This is a genomic window from Streptomyces sp. NPDC001858 (assembly GCF_053594615.1).
Window position 1 is genome coordinate 22,001 of record NZ_JBSFEV010000046.1, and the last position, 16,242, is coordinate 38,242.

At 71.8% G+C, this 16,242-nt stretch carries 16 protein-coding genes; 7 read left to right on the forward strand and 9 right to left on the reverse strand.

Annotated elements, in window-relative coordinates; all coding sequences use genetic code 11:
* Window positions 1-2 precede the first annotated feature (2 nt).
* The gene (locus ACWCPF_RS39290) at window positions 3-551 is read left to right on the forward strand and encodes a carboxymuconolactone decarboxylase family protein (protein ID WP_451049929.1); all 549 of its coding nucleotides are present in this window, start codon (window positions 3-5) and stop codon (window positions 549-551) included.
* Between the two features lie 47 nt (window positions 552-598).
* Here ACWCPF_RS39290 and ACWCPF_RS39295 read toward each other — a convergent pair whose 3' ends face one another.
* The 3 genes from ACWCPF_RS39295 to ACWCPF_RS39305 all read right to left on the reverse strand — a co-directional run bounded on the left by ACWCPF_RS39295 (window position 599) and on the right by ACWCPF_RS39305 (window position 3,548).
* Window positions 599-2,086: a glutamate synthase subunit beta gene (locus tag ACWCPF_RS39295; protein ID WP_451049930.1), complete on the reverse strand. Its 1,488-nt coding sequence runs from the start codon at window positions 2,084-2,086 to the stop codon at window positions 599-601.
* Window positions 2,087-2,235: 149 nt separating this feature from the next.
* Window positions 2,236-2,715, reverse strand: coding sequence for an anthrone oxygenase family protein (locus ACWCPF_RS39300; RefSeq protein WP_451049931.1), 480 nt, complete (start codon window positions 2,713-2,715; stop codon window positions 2,236-2,238).
* A 128-nt stretch (window positions 2,716-2,843) separates the two neighbouring features.
* Window positions 2,844-3,548: a DUF2293 domain-containing protein gene (locus ACWCPF_RS39305; RefSeq protein ID WP_451049932.1), complete on the reverse strand. Its 705-nt coding sequence runs from the start codon at window positions 3,546-3,548 to the stop codon at window positions 2,844-2,846.
* Between the two features lie 82 nt (window positions 3,549-3,630).
* Here ACWCPF_RS39305 and ACWCPF_RS39310 point away from each other — a divergent pair, with 82 nt between their 5' ends.
* Both ACWCPF_RS39310 and ACWCPF_RS39315 read left to right on the forward strand, forming a co-directional pair.
* Window positions 3,631-4,272, forward strand: a complete 642-nt coding sequence (locus ACWCPF_RS39310) for a uridine kinase (protein ID WP_451049968.1) — start codon at window positions 3,631-3,633, stop codon at window positions 4,270-4,272.
* A gap of 265 nt (window positions 4,273-4,537) precedes the next feature.
* Window positions 4,538-4,972: a CBS domain-containing protein gene (locus ACWCPF_RS39315; RefSeq protein ID WP_451049933.1), complete on the forward strand. Its 435-nt coding sequence runs from the start codon at window positions 4,538-4,540 to the stop codon at window positions 4,970-4,972.
* 24 nt (window positions 4,973-4,996) lie between these two features.
* Here ACWCPF_RS39315 and corA read toward each other — a convergent pair whose 3' ends face one another.
* On the reverse strand, window positions 4,997-6,124 hold the full coding sequence (gene corA, locus ACWCPF_RS39320) for a magnesium/cobalt transporter CorA (RefSeq protein WP_451049934.1): 1,128 nt from the start codon (window positions 6,122-6,124) through the stop codon (window positions 4,997-4,999).
* A 235-nt stretch (window positions 6,125-6,359) separates the two neighbouring features.
* Between corA and ACWCPF_RS39325 the strand changes: the two genes are divergently transcribed.
* Window positions 6,360-7,154, forward strand: a complete 795-nt coding sequence (locus tag ACWCPF_RS39325; protein ID WP_451049935.1) for a class I SAM-dependent methyltransferase — start codon at window positions 6,360-6,362, stop codon at window positions 7,152-7,154.
* A 47-nt stretch (window positions 7,155-7,201) separates the two neighbouring features.
* Here the strand turns inward: ACWCPF_RS39325 and ACWCPF_RS39330 are convergent, their stop codons facing one another.
* Entirely contained in the window at window positions 7,202-8,305 is a 1,104-nt protein-coding gene (locus ACWCPF_RS39330) for a carbohydrate kinase family protein (protein WP_451049936.1), read from the reverse strand.
* Window positions 8,302-9,210 (reverse strand): pseudouridine-5'-phosphate glycosidase, encoded by a 909-nt coding sequence (locus ACWCPF_RS39335; RefSeq protein ID WP_451049937.1) that lies wholly within the window; start codon window positions 9,208-9,210, stop codon window positions 8,302-8,304. Before ACWCPF_RS39335 ends, ACWCPF_RS39330 begins: the two co-directional genes overlap by 4 nt.
* Before the next feature lie 99 nt (window positions 9,211-9,309).
* Here ACWCPF_RS39335 and ACWCPF_RS39340 point away from each other — a divergent pair, with 99 nt between their 5' ends.
* Window positions 9,310-9,750 (forward strand): VOC family protein, encoded by a 441-nt coding sequence (locus ACWCPF_RS39340; protein WP_451049938.1) that lies wholly within the window; start codon window positions 9,310-9,312, stop codon window positions 9,748-9,750.
* A 69-nt stretch (window positions 9,751-9,819) separates the two neighbouring features.
* Here the strand turns inward: ACWCPF_RS39340 and ACWCPF_RS39345 are convergent, their stop codons facing one another.
* From ACWCPF_RS39345 to ACWCPF_RS39355, 3 genes are all read right to left on the reverse strand, one after another.
* Entirely contained in the window at window positions 9,820-11,157 is a 1,338-nt protein-coding gene (locus ACWCPF_RS39345) for an MFS transporter (protein WP_451049939.1), read from the reverse strand.
* 140 nt (window positions 11,158-11,297) lie between these two features.
* Entirely contained in the window at window positions 11,298-11,852 is a 555-nt protein-coding gene (locus tag ACWCPF_RS39350; RefSeq protein WP_451049940.1) for a methylated-DNA--[protein]-cysteine S-methyltransferase, read from the reverse strand.
* 59 nt (window positions 11,853-11,911) lie between these two features.
* Window positions 11,912-12,793 carry a glycerophosphodiester phosphodiesterase gene (locus ACWCPF_RS39355; protein WP_451049941.1) on the reverse strand — a complete coding sequence of 294 codons (882 nt, stop codon included), beginning with the start codon at window positions 12,791-12,793 and terminating at the stop codon, window positions 11,912-11,914.
* A gap of 271 nt (window positions 12,794-13,064) precedes the next feature.
* On the opposite strand from ACWCPF_RS39355, the gene ACWCPF_RS39360 reads away from it, so the two are divergent.
* Both ACWCPF_RS39360 and uvrB read left to right on the forward strand, forming a co-directional pair.
* Window positions 13,065-13,931 (forward strand): MHYT domain-containing protein, encoded by an 867-nt coding sequence (locus tag ACWCPF_RS39360; RefSeq protein ID WP_451049942.1) that lies wholly within the window; start codon window positions 13,065-13,067, stop codon window positions 13,929-13,931.
* A 99-nt stretch (window positions 13,932-14,030) separates the two neighbouring features.
* Window positions 14,031-16,169 carry an excinuclease ABC subunit UvrB gene (gene uvrB / locus ACWCPF_RS39365; RefSeq protein ID WP_451049943.1) on the forward strand — a complete coding sequence of 713 codons (2,139 nt, stop codon included), beginning with the start codon at window positions 14,031-14,033 and terminating at the stop codon, window positions 16,167-16,169.
* Window positions 16,170-16,242 lie beyond the last annotated feature (73 nt).

Here is a 16,242-nt window from a genome sequence, read left to right on the forward strand (position 1 = left end):
ACATGACGACGAACACATACCCGAACGCCGCCGCCCCCGCCGCCGCCCACATCGCCGCTCACGCCACCTCTCAGGCCCACGCCCACGCCGCGAGTGCCCGGACGCCTCGTCTCGACTTCGGGAAGGCCGCTCCCAAGGCGTTCCGCGCCCTGATCGGCTTCGACGCGGCCGCCCGCCAGGGCCTCGACCCGGCCCTCGTCGAACTGATCCAGATCCGCGCCTCGCACCTCAACCACTGCGCGTACTGCCTGCACATGCACACGAACGACGCCCGCAAGGCCGGCGAAAGCGAGGACCGGCTGCACCTGGTCGCCGTCTGGCGCGAGGCCCGCCACTTCTTCACCGAGCGCGAACAGGCGGCCCTGGCCCTGACGGAGGCGGTCACCCTGGTGGCCGACGGAGGCGTCCCGGACGACGTCTACGCCGAGGCCGCCGCCCGGTTCGGCGAGCAGGAGCTGGCCCAGGTGCTGGCCCTGATCTGCACGATCAACACCTGGAACCGGGTGGCCCTGGCGACGGCGAAGACGGCCGGGACGGACGAGCGCCGCTGAGCCGGTCCGCCGCCCCCTCGTCCAGACGCCCATCAGATAGACGCACATCAGACGCCCATCGGCCGGTCGTACGGGCCGATGGGCGTCGGCAGCCGCGAATGTCCCGTCAGGCGGCGGTCGACGGCCGCCGCCACCGCCCGCCCCTCCGCGATGGCCCACACGATCAGCGACTGCCCGCGCGCCGCGTCCCCCGCGGCGAAGACGCCGGGGACGTTCGTCGCGAAGTCGGCGTCCCGCGCGATCGTGCCGCGCGGCTCCAGCCTCAGCCCGAGCTGCTCGACGAGCCCGTCCTCCCGGTCGGGCCCGGAGAAGCCGAGGGCGAGCAGCACGAGGTCGGCGGGGAGCGCCCGCGCGGTGCCGTCCACGGGCCGCCGTCGCGCGTCGACCTCGACGAGGTGCAGCGCCCGTACGTGCCCGGTCTCGTCGCCGGTGAAGCGGAGCGTGGACGCGGCGAAGAGGCGGGCGTCCGCGTCCGCCGCCGGCGCGGTCCGAAGCTCGCGCGCCTCCTCGTGCGCCGCCGAGAGCCGGTAGATCTTCGGATACGTCGGCCAGGGATCGCTGTCCTCGTCGCGCTCCGCGCCGGGCTGCGCGTAGATGTCCAACTGGGTCACCGACGCGGCGCCCTCGCGCACCGCCGTGCCCAGACAGTCGGCCCCCGTGTCGCCGCCGCCGACGATCACGACGTGCTTTCCGGCGGCGGACATCGGGGACCTGGCCAGGTCGCCCTCGCACACGCGGTTGGCCAGCGGCAGATACTCCATCGCCTGCTGGATACCGGTCAACTCCCGGCCCGGAACGTGCAGTTCCCGCCACTCGGTCGCGCCGGTGGCGATCACCACGGCGTCGTAGCGCGTCCGCAGATCCGCGGCCATCACATCCCGCCCGATGGTCGTCGACGTACGGAACCGCGTGCCCTCCGCCCGCATCTGCTCGATCCGGCGCTCCAGATGGCGCTTCTCCATCTTGAACTCGGGGATCCCGTACCGCATCAGCCCGCCGACCCGGTCGTCCTTCTCGTAGACGGCGACCGTGTGCCCGGCTCGGGTCAGCTGCTGTGCCGCGGCCAGCCCGGTGGGCCCGGAGCCGATCACCGCCACCGTCTTCCCGGACAGCCGGTCCGGCGGCCGCGGCGGCGTGAGACCGTCGGCCCAGGCCCGGTCGGCTATGGCCACCTCGACGTTCTTGATGGTGACGGCGGGCTGGTCGATGGCGAGGACGCACCCGGCCTCGCAGGGCGCCGGACACAACCGGCCGGTGAACTCGGGGAAGTTGTTCGTCGCGTGCAGCCGGTCGCTCGCCGCCCGCCAGTCCTCCCGCGACACCAGGTCGTTCCACTCGGGGATCAGGTTGCCCAGCGGACAGGCGTCGTGGCAGAACGGTATGCCGCAGTCCATGCACCGGTCGGCCTGCTTGCTGACGATGGGCAGCAGCGCCCCGGGGACGTACACCTCGTCCCAGTCCCGGACCCGCTCCTCGACCGGCCGGCGGGGCCAGTCCTGGCGGGGGGTGGTCATGAATCCCTTGGGATCGGCCATGGGCGTGTTCCTCGCCTACGCGTACAACAGGCCGAGCGTCATCGGGCGGCACTCTTTCGGCCACGATACGTCCCGTCGGCCACCCCCGCAGAGTGGGCCACAGCGCTTTCCCCGGCGTGCCGTGCGTGCCGTGCCCGCTTACGTCGTCGTCAGGCCATCGCCAGCATGTACACGACCGCCGAGGCCGTGCAGGCCACCGCGCGCACGTGGTTCCACCTCGTCCACTCGCGCACATAGGCCGGCCAGTACGTGACCGCCTCCGGCGTGCCCGGATCCAGTTTCATCAGCGCGTCGTTGCGCGGCACGTTCGCCATCACGGTCACGCCGAACGACCCGCACAGATACAGCCCGCTGCCCAGCAGCAGGTGAACCGTCCCGTGGTCCGGCCACAGCACGAAGGTCACCACGGCGATCACCGTGCACACCGCCGCCGAGCCGAGGAACAGCACCATGAACGCCGGGGCCATCGCCGCGGAGTTGATCGCGTTCATCGCCGCGACGCCCTGCGCCGGCGGCAGCGCGGCGAGCCCTCGCATCACCAGGACCGAGAAGGCGCAGAAGACCCCGGCCATCAGAGCGGTCACCACAGCGCCCAGGACGGCGAGCACCAGATACGGTCCATCGATCATGACAACGTCAACTCCCACCCGTCGAGCGGAGATCTTGCCCGGTACGGTCCGTCACCTCAAGTGAAATCCCTTTCATGATCGGTGACCATGTCCGAAACGCGCGTCGACATGCGCGGACGTCGCCGCCCTCATGCCGCGGACCCGTCCCGCCACATCCGCAGCCGCGCCTCCACGTCCACCGCGATCCGGCGGCGCGCCTCGTGCCGCGGCACGCCGCTCATCAGCAGCCGGTCGTACGGCGTGTCCAGATGCCGTACGGACGCCACGACCGCGGAGACGACCGGTCCCTCGGCCAGCGCCCGCCCGGCGGCGCTGCGCCCGACCCGGCCACTGCCCCGCAGCGAGGCGTGCGCGGCGATCCCGTGCGCCCGGTCCTCGGGGCAGCGGGGAAACAGCCGCAGGATCTCCGCGGCGAACGCCTCCGCGAACCGCAGGTCCTGGGCCGCCCGACGCCCGGCGTCCCGCACCCGCCGCCGCCGCCGGGCCTCGGCGTCCGCCAGGCACCGCTCCTCGGCCCGTCGCAGCCCCGCCTCCTCGACGAGGACGCCCTGCCGCTCGTACCGGCCCTTGCGCCGGTTGAACCGGACCACCACCGCGGACAGCCCGCTCTCCTCCCGCGACCTGCGGGTCAGCGCCGTGTCACCGCGCGCCAGGAACACCAGGTGCCCCAGATCGGCGCAGTCGAGGCAGCGCGGCGCGGCGTCCTCCAGGACCAGCATCGACAGCGGCCCGCGACGACATCCGACGCAGTGCGTCCGCCGCAGCGGCTGGACGACGAGAAGCCCGTGCGGGGACGGTGGAGCCGGCGGAGTGGGGAGGGCCTCGGTTGCCATACGGGCTTCATTCCCCCTGGTGGGCACGGCGGCACCTGGCCATCGTCCGGTGTCCTGCGCCCTGTTCGCCACCTGGCGCATGATGAACGGTGTGCGACTCGAAGCGATCACCTGGGAACGGCTCGGCGACCTCCTCGCCCAGCGGCTGCTCGACCTGAAGCCGGACGACGGCAGCCCCTGGCCGCGTATCGCCTTCGACGGCGCCCCGGCGGCCCGTCCCGGAGACCTCGCCGAGCGCGTCGCCGAGGCGCTGCGCACCCGCGGGCGGCCCTCCCGTGTCGTGGACACGCACGGCTTCCTGAGGTCCGCCTCCCTCCGCCTGGAGTACGGCCGTCACGACGTCGAGGCCTACTACGACGGCTGGTTCGACACCGGAGCCCTGTGGCGCGAGGTGTTCAACCCCCTCGAACCGGACGGCGGCGGACGGATACTGCCCGACCTGCGCGACCCCGTCACCGACCGCGCCACCCGCAGCCCCTACGTCCAACTCCCGCCCGGCGGCTTCCTGTTGCTGCACGGACCGCTGCTCCTGCGGCACTGGTTCCCGTTCGACCTCACCGTCCATGTCCTCCTCTCTCCGGCCGCCCTGCGCCGGCGCACCCCCGAAGCCGACCACTGGACGCTGCCCGCCTTCGAGCGCTACGCCCAGGAGACCGATCCGGCCGGCACGGCCGATGTCGTCGTCCGCGCGGACGACCCTCGCCACCCGGCCTGGACCGGCTGATGTCGGCCGGGACCCGGACAGACGGCTCCCGGCGGGGACCTCCGGGTGCGGGCGTCCGGTGGCGCGGCGAGAATGTAGACACCGAGACCAGGCGCGTCGGGCGAAGTCGGCTGCCGTTCGGCAGCGCGCCCTGAAGGGGCGCGGGGAACTGCGCGACCAGCCACGATGGCGCCGCGGCGGAACGACGGCACCTCGCGGCACGTCCAAGCGGAGCGCTTAGCGCCCGCCCGCGCCGCGCCGGCCGTCCGGCACCAGGAGGTACTTCATGACCACCGCCGGAGACATCATGCACCGGGGCGCCCAGTGGATCCCCGCTCACCAGACCCTCGACCGAGCCGCCCAGCTGATGCGCGAACTGAACGTCGGCGCGCTGCCCATCAGCGACCAGGACGAGCGGCTCTGCGGCATCCTCACCGACCGGGACATCGTCGTCGGCTGTGTGGCCATGGGCCACGACCCCGCCAAGGTCACCGCCGGCGAGATGGCCCAGGGCACACCACGCTGGATCGACGCGGGCGCCGACGTCGGCGAGGTGCTCCAGGAGATGCAGGACCACCAGATCCGCCGGCTGCCCGTCATCGAGGACAAGCGCCTCGTGGGCATGATCAGCGAAGCCGACCTCGCCCGGCACCTGACCGAGGACCAGATCGCCACCTGGGCCGAGAACGTCTACGCCAGGACCGGCCCGGCCCGCCACTGACCACCTGAACCCGGGCGGGGCCGCTCAGAGCCAGCCGTTGCGCCGGAAGCCGCGGTACAGGACCGAGCAGGCGACGCACATCACGCCGAGGACCAGGGGGTAGCCGAATCTCCAGCGCAGTTCCGGCATGTGGTCGAAGTTCATGCCGTAGATCCCGCAGACCATCGTCGGCACGGCGATCACCGCGGCCCAGGCCGTGATCTTCCGCATGTCCTCGTTCTGCGCGACCGTGACCTGCGCCAGATGCGCCTGCAATATCGAGTTGAGCATTTCGTCGAACGCGGCGATCTGCTCCGTGGCCCGCAGCAGATGGTCGGAGACGTCCCGGAAGTAGGCCTGTATCTCCGGATCGATCACCCGGACCGGCCGGTCCGCCAGGTCCAGCAGCGGACGGCCGAGCGGCACCACCGCCCGCTTCAGCTCCAGGAGTTCACGCTTGAGCTGGTAGATGCGCCCGGGGTCCGCCCGTGCGCCGTTCGCCGCGAACACATCCGTCTCGACCTGGTCGATGTCCGCCTGCACCGAGTCGATGACGTTGAGGTAGTCGTCCACCACGTGGTCCGCGATCGCGTGCAGGACCGCCGACGGGCCCTTCGCCAGCTGTGAGGAGTCGGACTCCAGCTCCTCGCGCAACGGACCGAGCGAGCCGTGCCGTCCGTGCCGCACCGTGATCACGAAGTCCGGGCCGACGAACACCATGATCTCGCCGGTGTGGACCACCTCGCTCGTCGCCGTGAGCTCCTCGTGCTCCACGTAGCAGACCGTTTTGAACACCGCGAACAACGTCTCGCCGTACCGCTCGACCTTCGGCCGCTGATGGGCCTCGACGGCGTCCTCCACCGCCAGCGGATGCAGTTCGAAGAGCTCGGCGATGCCCGCGAACTCGTCGTTCGTCGGCTCGTGCAGACCGAGCCACACGAAACCGTGGCTGTTCTTGCGCATCCGCTCCACGGTGTCGATCAGATCCCCGCCGCGCGGGGCCCGGACACCGTCCTGGTACGTCACGCAGTTCACGACCGAGGACCCCAGCGGGGATCGTGCGTGATGACTCAGGTCGACCCGCGGCAGCCGCCGCGACAACCGAGCCACCCTGCGCAGGCCGCCGACCCTTCCCAGGCCGGTGACCTTCCGCAGATTCCCTGCCATGGTCATCTGGGACTCCTTGTGTGGATCTCCTCGCGCCGCAATTTTTGCGCCCCGGCGCGCCAGTCTGCCAGGCCCGCGTATGCCCTGGGTAAGCCTGTGGAAACGGGAGATTCCGTTTTGTTCCCGCCTGTGGACGACGGGACTTCGGACCGCTCGTCAGACCGGCCGCACGCCTGTCACGGCACTGATCCCGGCCGCGTCGACCACGTCCGGCAAGCGGGACTGCTGGGATGATCGCCGCATGACGCGATCCGACGGGTACCTCCTCGACAACCGGCAGCCGGAGGCGGGGGAACGCTTCGACGCCTTCGCCGCTCTCTTCGACCCCACGACCTTCCGCCACCTCGAAGGGCTCGGGATCGGACCCGGCTGGCGCTGCTGGGAGGCCGGCGCCGGCGGCACCTCCGTGGTGTCCTGGCTGGCGAAGAAGGTCGGCCCGACGGGCAAGGTCCTCGCGACCGACATCGACACCTCCCGGCTGACCTCGGTCGCCCGCCCACCGGTCGACGTACGCGTCCACGACCTCGGCGCCGACGAGCCGCCGCTGGAGGGCTTCGACCTGATCCACGCCCGACTCGTCCTGGTCCATGTGCCGGACCGGGAGCGGGCGTTGAGGTCCATGGTCAAGGCCCTGCGCCCCGGCGGACGGCTCCTCGTCGAGGACGGCGACCCCGCCCTGCAGCCCCTGCTCTGCCCCGACGAGCACGGCCCCGAACAGCAGCTGGCGAACCGTCTGCGGCACGGCTTCCGCAAGCTCCTCGCCGGCCGGGGCGCCGACCTCTCCTACGGCCGCAAGCTCCCGCGGCTGCTCCGCGAGGCCGGGCTGCGCCGGGTCGAGGCCGACGCCTACTTCCCCGTCACCTCGCCCGCCTGCGCCGCTCTGGAGTCCGCGACGATCCGTCAGATCCGCGAGGAACTCGTCAGGGCCGGCCTTGCGACCGACGAGGACATCGACCGCCACCTCGCGAACGTCGCCTCCGGCGGCATGGACCTGGCGACGGCGCCGCTGATCTCGGCGTGGGGGCGAAAGGGGTAGGAGGGGTAGGAGGGGGAGAAGGGGTGGGAGGGGCCGACTCCGCGCCCTCAGCCGGTGTGAGCAGGGTGATGGTCAGGGTGAGCCGTCGACGCCGTGCCGTCGCCTGACGCCGTGCCGACGTCCCCCGACGCTGTGCCGACGTCCCTTGACGCCGTGCCGACGTCGCCCGACGCCGCCGGTCTGCCGCCCACGCGCTCCACCGCCCGAGCCCCCGCCCGGCACCCCTGCGCCGCCGCGGCCCGGGCATCGGCGCCCGCGAGCAGCGCGGCGAGGAACGCTCCCGTGAAGGCGTCGCCCGCACCCGTGGTGTCCCGGGGCACCGCCGGAGCAGCGGGCACCTGGGCGAGCACGGCGCCGTCGCGGGCCACCAGGGCGCCGTCGGCCCCCTGCTTGGACACCACCAGCGGGACATGCCGGCTCAACTCGGCCGCCGCCTCCGCCCCGTCGAGCAGCCCGGTGAGCAGACAGGCCTCGTCGCGGCTGGGCAGCAGCACCTCCACCCCCTCCACCAGGGTCAGGAAACGCTCGACGCCCAGTTCCACCAGAAAGCCCGCCGACGCCGGATCCAGGCTCACGGGCACACCGCGCGCGCGTGCCGACGCCGACGCCGTCCGCACGAGCGCCCGCCCGGACTCCGAGAACAGCAGATAGCCCGACAGATGCAGTCGGCCGACGCCGTCCAGGAGCGCGTCCGACCAGTCGTCGGGTCCGAGCCGCAGGGCCGCGCCGCTGTCCGTGAGGAACGTCCGCTCGCCCGCGGCATCCGCGTCCACCAGGCAGATCACCGTCCCGGTCGCCGCCTGCGGGTCGACGACGAGACGGGGCCGCACCCCGCAGGCGGTCAGCTCCCGTTCGTGCCAGACCGCGGAGTCCGCGCCCACCCGCCCGAGCAGCCGTACGTCCGCACAGCCCCAGTGGGCCGCCCAGCAGGCCACGTTGGCGCCCGCGCCGCCCGGCAGGGTCCGGATCACCGACGCCGTGTCCGTCCCCGAGGCCAACGGCCCCCGATGCCGGGCGATGACGTCCGTCACGACGTCCCCGACGACCAGCAGCGCCCCGCCGCCCGGCGAGCTCCCACCGCCCGGCGAGCTCCCACCGCCCGGCGAGCCCCAGCCGTCGGATCGCCCGGCGCCGTCGGGCTGCCCGGTCATGCCTGGGCCCACGCCGTCGCGATCCCCGCCGCCAGCCGTACGTTGCCGCGCACCGCCGCCAGATTGGCGCTCAGGGACGCGCCCTCGGTGTGCCGGACCAGATGGTCGAGCAGGAACGGGGTGACGCCCTGGCCGCTGACCCCGGCCTCCGCGCACGCGTGCAAGGCGTCGGCGAGCACACGCGTGTGCAGCTCCGGATCCAGCTGCTCCGCCTCGGGAACCGGGTTGGCGACGATCAGCGCCGACTCGCGCGCCCCGAGCGCGTCCTGAGCCCGCATCACCTCGGCCACCTGCTGCGGGGTGCGCAGCGTCCAGTCCACCGGATGACCCGAGTCGGACAGATAGAACCCGGGGAAGCGGTCGGTGCCGTAACCGGCGACCGCGACGCCCAGCGTCTCCAGCCGCTGCAGGGTCGCCGGCACGTCCAGGATCGACTTGACCCCCGCGCACACCACCGTGATCCGGGTGCTCGCCAGCAGCCCCAGGTCGGCCGATTCGTCCTGGGTGAGCGTCCACTCCCGGTGCACCCCGCCGAGCCCGCCCGTCGCGAAGACGCGTATGCCCGCCAGCGCCGCGAGCAGCGCCGTCGCCGACACCGTGGTCGCTCCGCTCGCCCCCGAGGCCACCGCGAGCGGCAGGTCGCGATGGCCGAGCTTGCGGAACCCGTCCTCGTTGGCGACCCGCTCCAGCTGCTGCTTGTCCAGGCCCACATGGGGCCGTCCGTCCAGCACGGCGATCGTCGCCGGCACGGCGCCCTGCGCGCGTACGACCGCCTCCAGCTCCAGCGCCACCTGGAGGTTGCGCGGGCGGGGCAGCCCGTGCGAGATGATCGTGGACTCCAGGGCCACCACGGGTCGACGCGCGTCGACCGCGTCCCGCACCTCTTCCGACACCACCAGCACCACGCGCCCGCCTCCTGTCCGTCGGTCTTCTCTCATCTCTGGCAGCCGACGCACCCGGTCAAACCCTTGCGACCTGTGGGGGACGACACCAGCCTGGGAGGCATGACCGACAACACGACACCCGGCACGACCCGACTCGACCACATCGTCCTCTGGGTGCGCGACCCGATCGCCGCCGTCGACTTCTACGAGAAGGCCGTCGGCCTGGAGCCGGTGAGACTCGCGGAGTTCGCCGCCGGCGAAGAACCCTTCCCCTCCGTGCGCGTCAACGAGGAAGCCCTGCTCGACCTCATGCCGTTGTCGATGGCGGAGCGCATGAAGATGCTCCCCGGCTCCGCAGAGAGCGCCGGACACCCCGTGAACCACGTCTGCCTCGCCCTCCCACAGGGCGACTTCGACGCCCTCCGCACCCGCCTGGAGGAGCGCGCGGTGCCGGTCTCGGACATCTCGCACGGCTCCTTCGGCGCCCGCGGCGAGGCCGAGCGCAGCTTCTACTTCCGTGACCCGGACGGCAACGTCGTCGAGGCACGCCACTACGACTGACGTACACCATTGCGGCTGAGGCAACCCGCTACTACTGACGCACGCCGCTAGTACTGACGTACGTCGCCGCTACGACTGACGCACGCCGGTCGGGCTGTCGGCCGCGGCGGTCCCGCTCCCTGCCCCGCTCCCCTTTCCGCTCCGGCTGCTGCTGCCGCGGGTGAGCAGGGCCAGGGCGGCGAGCGGGACGAGCAGACCCGCCGCGGCGAGGTTGAGCCACGCGTAGCTCGCCTGCGCGACCACGAGCCCGGCGACCGCTCCGCCGACGCCCGCCGAGGTGTTCATGGCCAGGTCCGAGAGCCCCTGGGCGGCAGCCCGCGCGGACTGCGGCACCGCGTCCGTGAGCAGCGCGGAACCGGACACCAGCCCGGCCGACCAGCCCAGGCCGAGCACGAACAGCCCGGCCGCGATCTGCCCGTGGCTGTCGCCGGCGGTCCCCGCGAGGAACAGCGCGACGGCCAGCAGCCCCGCCGCGAGCCCCGTCACCGAGAGCCGCCCCACCCGGTCCGCCAGCCGGCCCATCAGCGGCGCGAACGCGTACATGCCCGCGATGTGCCCACTGATGACCAGCCCGATCAGCTCGATGTCCGCGCCGTGGTGGGCGAGGTCGATCGGGGTCATCGACATCACCGAGACCATCGCCGTGTGCGACACGGTCACCGTCACGAGCGCCAGCCGCGCGCGGGGCGACGCGGCGACGGCCGTCAGCCCGGCGCGCAGGGAACGGGCTTGCGGGGACCACTCCTCCTCCGGCGCCAGCGCGCGGGCCGTCAGCAGCGGGTCAGGGCGCAGCAGCACGCCCACCACGACCGCCGACACCACGAAGATCCCGGCCGCCCACAGGAAGGGCCCCGCCGTGGCGGGTATCCCGAGCCCGGCGACGCTGCGGCCGGCGGGCGCGGCGATGTTCGGGCCCAGGACCGCGCCCAGGGTCGTCGCCCACACCACGTTCGAGATGGCCCGGGCACGGCGGTGCGGCTCGGCCAGGTCGGCGGCGGCGAACCGGGCCTGGAGGTTCGCCGAGGAGGCCGCGCCGAAGGCGGCCAGGCCGCCCAGCAGCAGCGGAAAGCTGCCGACCCGCGCCGCCACCACGACGACACCGGCGCCGAGGGCGCCCATCAGGTAGGCGAGTACCAGCCCCGGCCGCCGCCCGCGCGCGGTCATCAGCGCGGCCATCGGCATCGACAGCACGGCCGTGCCGGTGACGGTCGCGGTGGGCGCGAGCCCGGACAGCGCCTCGGTGCCGCTGACCTGCCGGGCCAGCACGGTGGACAGCGCGATGCCGGTGGCGACGCCGAGCCCGCCGAGGATCTGGCTCGCGACCAGCACCGCGGTGGTGCGCCGCCGCAGCGCGGGCAGACGATCGGCGTCGACGGGCTCCACGGCGGGGCGCCGGACGCCGGTCACGGCACGTGCCCGACCGCTGTGCGGCCGAACCGGGGCGCGGAGAATGTGGTCACCGGCGCAGTGTCCCCCCTGCGGTCCACGCCGCCCAGACCCCGTGCCGGACCTGCCTGCGCAGGCCGATCAGGACCGTCGTCCGGGATTCAGAACAGCGGCTCGGGCAGGACCCCTTCGAGGGCCAGCAGCTTGCGCTTGGTCTCCAGACCGCCGCCGAACCCGCCGATGCCGCCGTCGCGTTCGACCACCCGGTGGCAGGGCACGACGACCGGCAGGGGATTGGAACCCATGGCCACGCCCACGGCCTGCGCCGCCCCCGGCTGCCCCACCCGGCCGGCGAGATCGCCGTAGCCGACGACCGCCCCGTAGGGGACGCCGGACGCGAGCTCGCGCAGCACCTGCCGGTTGAAACCCGAGCTCAGGGACCAGTCCAGCGGCAGCTCGAAGTCGCGACGCTCACCCGCGAAGTAGGCCTTGACCTGCTGTATCGCCTCGGCCAGCAAGGGGGAGTCGGGCGCTTCGACGGGCTCCGTGCCCAGTCGGCTCGCGAGTCGGCCGAGCGTCTGGTCGCGCACGCTGTCGGTGGCGTGGAACACGACGTTGAGCAGACCCTCGGGGGTCGCCGCCAACAGCAGCGGACCGATGTCGGTGCCGACGACGGTCCACACGACCTGCTGTTCGTACTGCCCATGGCTGTCCATGCGCCCACCGTACGACCTGCCACTGACAACGCCCCGGGGCCGCCGCCACGCCCCGGACGTCAGTACCGGTACAGGGCCCGCCGCACCACGTCGGGCCTGTTGGTGATGATGCCGTCGACGCCGTACCCGGCGACGGCCCGTGCGGTCGTGGCGTCGTCGACGGTCCAGGCGAAGACCTCCATCGGCCTGCCGTGCGGTCCCGGCAACGCGTGCACGGCCGACACGTACGCCTCGGACAAGGAGGCGTACGACGGATTGATCATGTCGGCGAAGTCCGTGTACCGGGGCAGGTCCGCGACGGCCGGCACACCGAGCAGCCCGGTCCGCACCCCCGGCTTCCACTCGTGCACGATCCGCAGACAGTCGGCGCTGAAGCTCTGCACGATCAGCCGGTCGGCGAGGTGCCTTCCGTCCAGCCAGCCCTCGTTGCCGAGCAGCTTCAGCGTCTGCTGCTCGATCCCCGGATACAGCTCGGGGTTCTTGATCTCCAGGAGCAGCTTCTGGTGGTTGCGCTCCACCCGGTCGACGTACTCCTCGAGCGTCGGCACGCGCGCGCCCGCGTACGCGGCGCCGAACCAGCTTCCCGCGTCGAGCCGTGCGATCTCGGCCGCAGTGAAGTCCCTCACCTTCCAGGGCGCACGGCCGGGAAACACCTCCTCGGCGTCGGTCGTCCGGCGGAGGCTGTCGTCGTGGATCACCACGAGCTCGCCGTCCTTGGTGCGCTGGACGTCGTTCTCCACCCACCGGATGCCCAGCGCGGCGGCCTCGTCGACGGCCTCCAGGGTGTTCTCGGGAGCCAGCGCGGAAGCGCCCCGGTGGGCGACCACCGAGGGCCGCACGGCGCTGCCCGCCCGCGCGTCGAGGACGGGCAGCAGGAGGGCGACGGTGCCGAGGCCGGCGGTGACGGCGGTGGCCAGGGCGGCGGCCACGCGTGCGTGCATGCGTACTCCTCGCGTCGGGGCGATCACATACAGCTCAACTGTGGCAGCAGAGGGTCGGCGACGGCGGAGTGCAGGATGACCACAGAATGGAAGGGGACGCCCGACGCCGCTCACCGGTGCCGCACATGTGGGGTAAGGGCGTGTTTCTTTGCCGGAAAATCGTTCGACCATTCCGGTGGGAGTCATACTCTCTCTCAGCCTTGACCGCGCTCAGCGGTCCTGGGAGGGCGCGTTTCAGGGAAATCGAGCAACAGGCGAAGGGCAACCGCGCATGCAAGGCACGGTCGACGGTTTCAGCTACGGACTCGTCACACCGCTGGTGGCCTACCTCATGGCCTGCCTCGGCGGTGCTCTTGGTCTGCGCTGCACCACCAGAGCCTTGCTCGTCGCCCATACCTGGCGCCCCGGGTGGCTCGCCCTCGGCTCGGCGGCCATCGGCTCCGGCATCTGGACCATGCACTTCGTGGCGATGATCGGCTTCACCGTCGAAGGCGCCCCGATCCATTACGACAAGCCCCTGACCTTCGCGAGTCTGGGCGTCGCCATGCTGATGGTGGGCATCGGGATCTTCATCGTCGGCTACAAGGGCGCGACCGGATCCGCGCTCTTCACCGGAGGCACCATCACCGGCCTGGGCATCGCGTCGATGCACTATCTGGGCATGGCCGGAATGCGATTCGACGGCAAGTTCGAATACAACACACTCACCGTCGCCGCCTCGGTCGCCATAGCCATGGCCGCCGCCACCGCCGCCCTCTGGGCCGCGGGGCAGGTCAGGGGCTTCCTGTGGAGCGTGGGCGCCAGTCTGGTCATGGGGCTGGCCGTCACCGGCATGCACTACACCGGCATGGCCGCCCTCAGCGTCCATCTGCACACCGCCGAGGCCCCGACCGCGGGCGACTCGCCCGCCGAGCTCCTCGCACCGATGCTGATCGGCCCCCTCGCCTTCCTCTGCCTCGCGGGCGTCGTCGTGATGTTCGACCCGCTGATGGTCATGGGCAAGCCCGACTGGACCCCCGCCGAGCACAAGCCCGGCGTCCCGGCGCACCCGCCGGCCACGGACCCGTCCGGCCGCTCCCAGCTCCACAGCCGCCGCAAGGTCACCCAGCGAGACTCCCGGACCCCCCAGAACCGCTGACCCCCACAGCCCCCGGCCGACGCGCGCAAACCCCGGGGCCGGGGCCGTGGAACGCCTGATCGGGCCCTGTTGTCAGTGGGGGGCCGTACGGTGGATGTCATGCGGCCTGTTTCTCAGATCGAACGCACGGTGGCGCCCTTCGAGGTCGTCAGTTCCTACCAGCCCAGCGGTGACCAGCCGGCGGCCATCGCCGAGCTGGCCAAGCGCGTCGAGGCAGGTGAGAAGGACGTCGTCCTGCTCGGCGCGACCGGCACCGGAAAGTCCGCTACTACCGCGTGGATGATCGAGAAGCTCCAGCGCCCCACCCTGGTGATGGCCCCGAACAAGACCCTGGCCGCCCAGCTGGCGAACGAATTCCGCGAACTGCTGCCGAACAACGCGGTCGAATACTTCGTCTCGTACTACGACTACTACCAGCCCGAGGCGTACGTCCCGCAGTCGGACACCTACATCGAGAAGGACTCCTCGATCAACGAGGAGGTCGAGCGGCTGCGCCACTCCGCGACCAACTCCCTGCTCACCCGGCGGGACGTCGTGGTGGTCGCCTCCGTCTCCTGCATCTACGGCCTCGGCACCCCGCAGGAGTACGTGGACCGGATGGTCCCCCTCAAGGTGGGTGACGAACTCGACCGGGACCAGCTGCTGCGCCGCTTCGTCGACATCCAGTACACCCGCAACGACCTGGCGTTCACGCGCGGCACCTTCCGGGTGCGCGGCGACACCATCGAGATCTTCCCGGTCTACGAGGAGCTCGCCGTCCGCATCGAGATGTTCGGCGACGAGATCGAGGCCCTGTCCACCCTGCACCCGCTCACCGGCGAGATCATCAGCGACGACGACCAGCTGTACGTCTTCCCGGCCACCCACTACGTCGCCGGACCCGAGCGCCTCGAACGGGCCGCCAACGACATCGAGAAGGAACTGGGCGAGCGCCTCGCCGAACTGGAGAAGCAGGGCAAGCTCCTGGAGGCCCAGCGCCTGCGGATGCGCACCACCTACGACCTCGAGATGCTCCGCCAGATCGGCTCCTGCTCCGGCGTGGAGAACTACTCGATGCACTTCGACGGCCGTCTGCCCGGCTCCCCGCCGAACACCCTGCTGGACTACTTCCCGGACGACTTCCTGCTCGTCATCGACGAGTCCCATGTCACCGTCCCGCAGATCGGCGCCATGTACGAGGGAGACGCCTCCCGCAAGCGCACCCTCGTCGACCACGGCTTCCGGCTGCCCTCCGCCCTCGACAACCGCCCGCTGAAGTGGGAGGAGTTCCAGGAGCGCATCGGGCAGACCGTCTATCTGTCGGCGACCCCCGGCAAGTACGAGCTCTCGCGCGGGGACGGCGTCGTCGAGCAGATCATCCGCCCCACCGGCCTCATCGACCCGGAGGTCGTCGTCAAGCCCACCGAGGGCCAGATCGACGACCTGGTGCACGAGATCCGCACGCGCGTGGAGAAGGACGAACGCGTCCTGGTCACCACGCTCACCAAGAAGATGGCCGAGGACCTCACGGACTACTTCCTGGAACTCGGCATCCAGGTGCGCTATCTGCACAGCGACGTCGACACGCTGCGCCGGATCGAGCTGCTGCGCGAGCTGCGGGCCGGCGAGTTCGACGTCCTGGTCGGCATCAACCTGCTGCGCGAGGGCCTCGACCTGCCCGAGGTGTCCCTGGTGGCGATCCTGGACGCCGACAAGGAGGGCTTCCTGCGCTCCGGCACCTCGCTGATCCAGACCATCGGCCGCGCGGCCCGCAATGTCTCCGGCCAGGTCCATATGTACGCCGACAAGATCACCCCGGGCATGGAGCGGGCCATCGAGGAGACCAACCGCCGCCGGGAGAAGCAGGTCGCCTACAACACGGCGAACGGCATCGACCCGCAACCGCTCCGCAAGAAGATCAACGACATCGTCGCGCAGATCTCCCGCGAGGAGGTCGACACGGAGCAGCTGCTCGGCTCCGGCTACCGCGCGAAGAAGGACGGACGGGGCACCAAGGCCCCGGTGCCCTCCCTCGGCGACAAGGCGGCCAAGGGCGCCAAGTCCAAGGCGGCCAAGGACAAGGCGACGGTGCCGACCGACCGCCCCGCGGCCGAACTCGCCGAGCAGATCGAGGAGATGACCGCGCGGATGCGGGCCGCCGCCGCGGACCTCCAGTTCGAGGTCGCCGCCCGGATCCGCGACGAAGTCTCCGAAATGAAGAAGGAACTGCGGCAGATGAGAGAGGCGGGTCTGGCCTGACGGGCTCGTGCGATTGCTGTGCCCGGGCCACGCTCGCGCTGTGTTGCAAGACCGACACAAAGTGCGGGCCTGG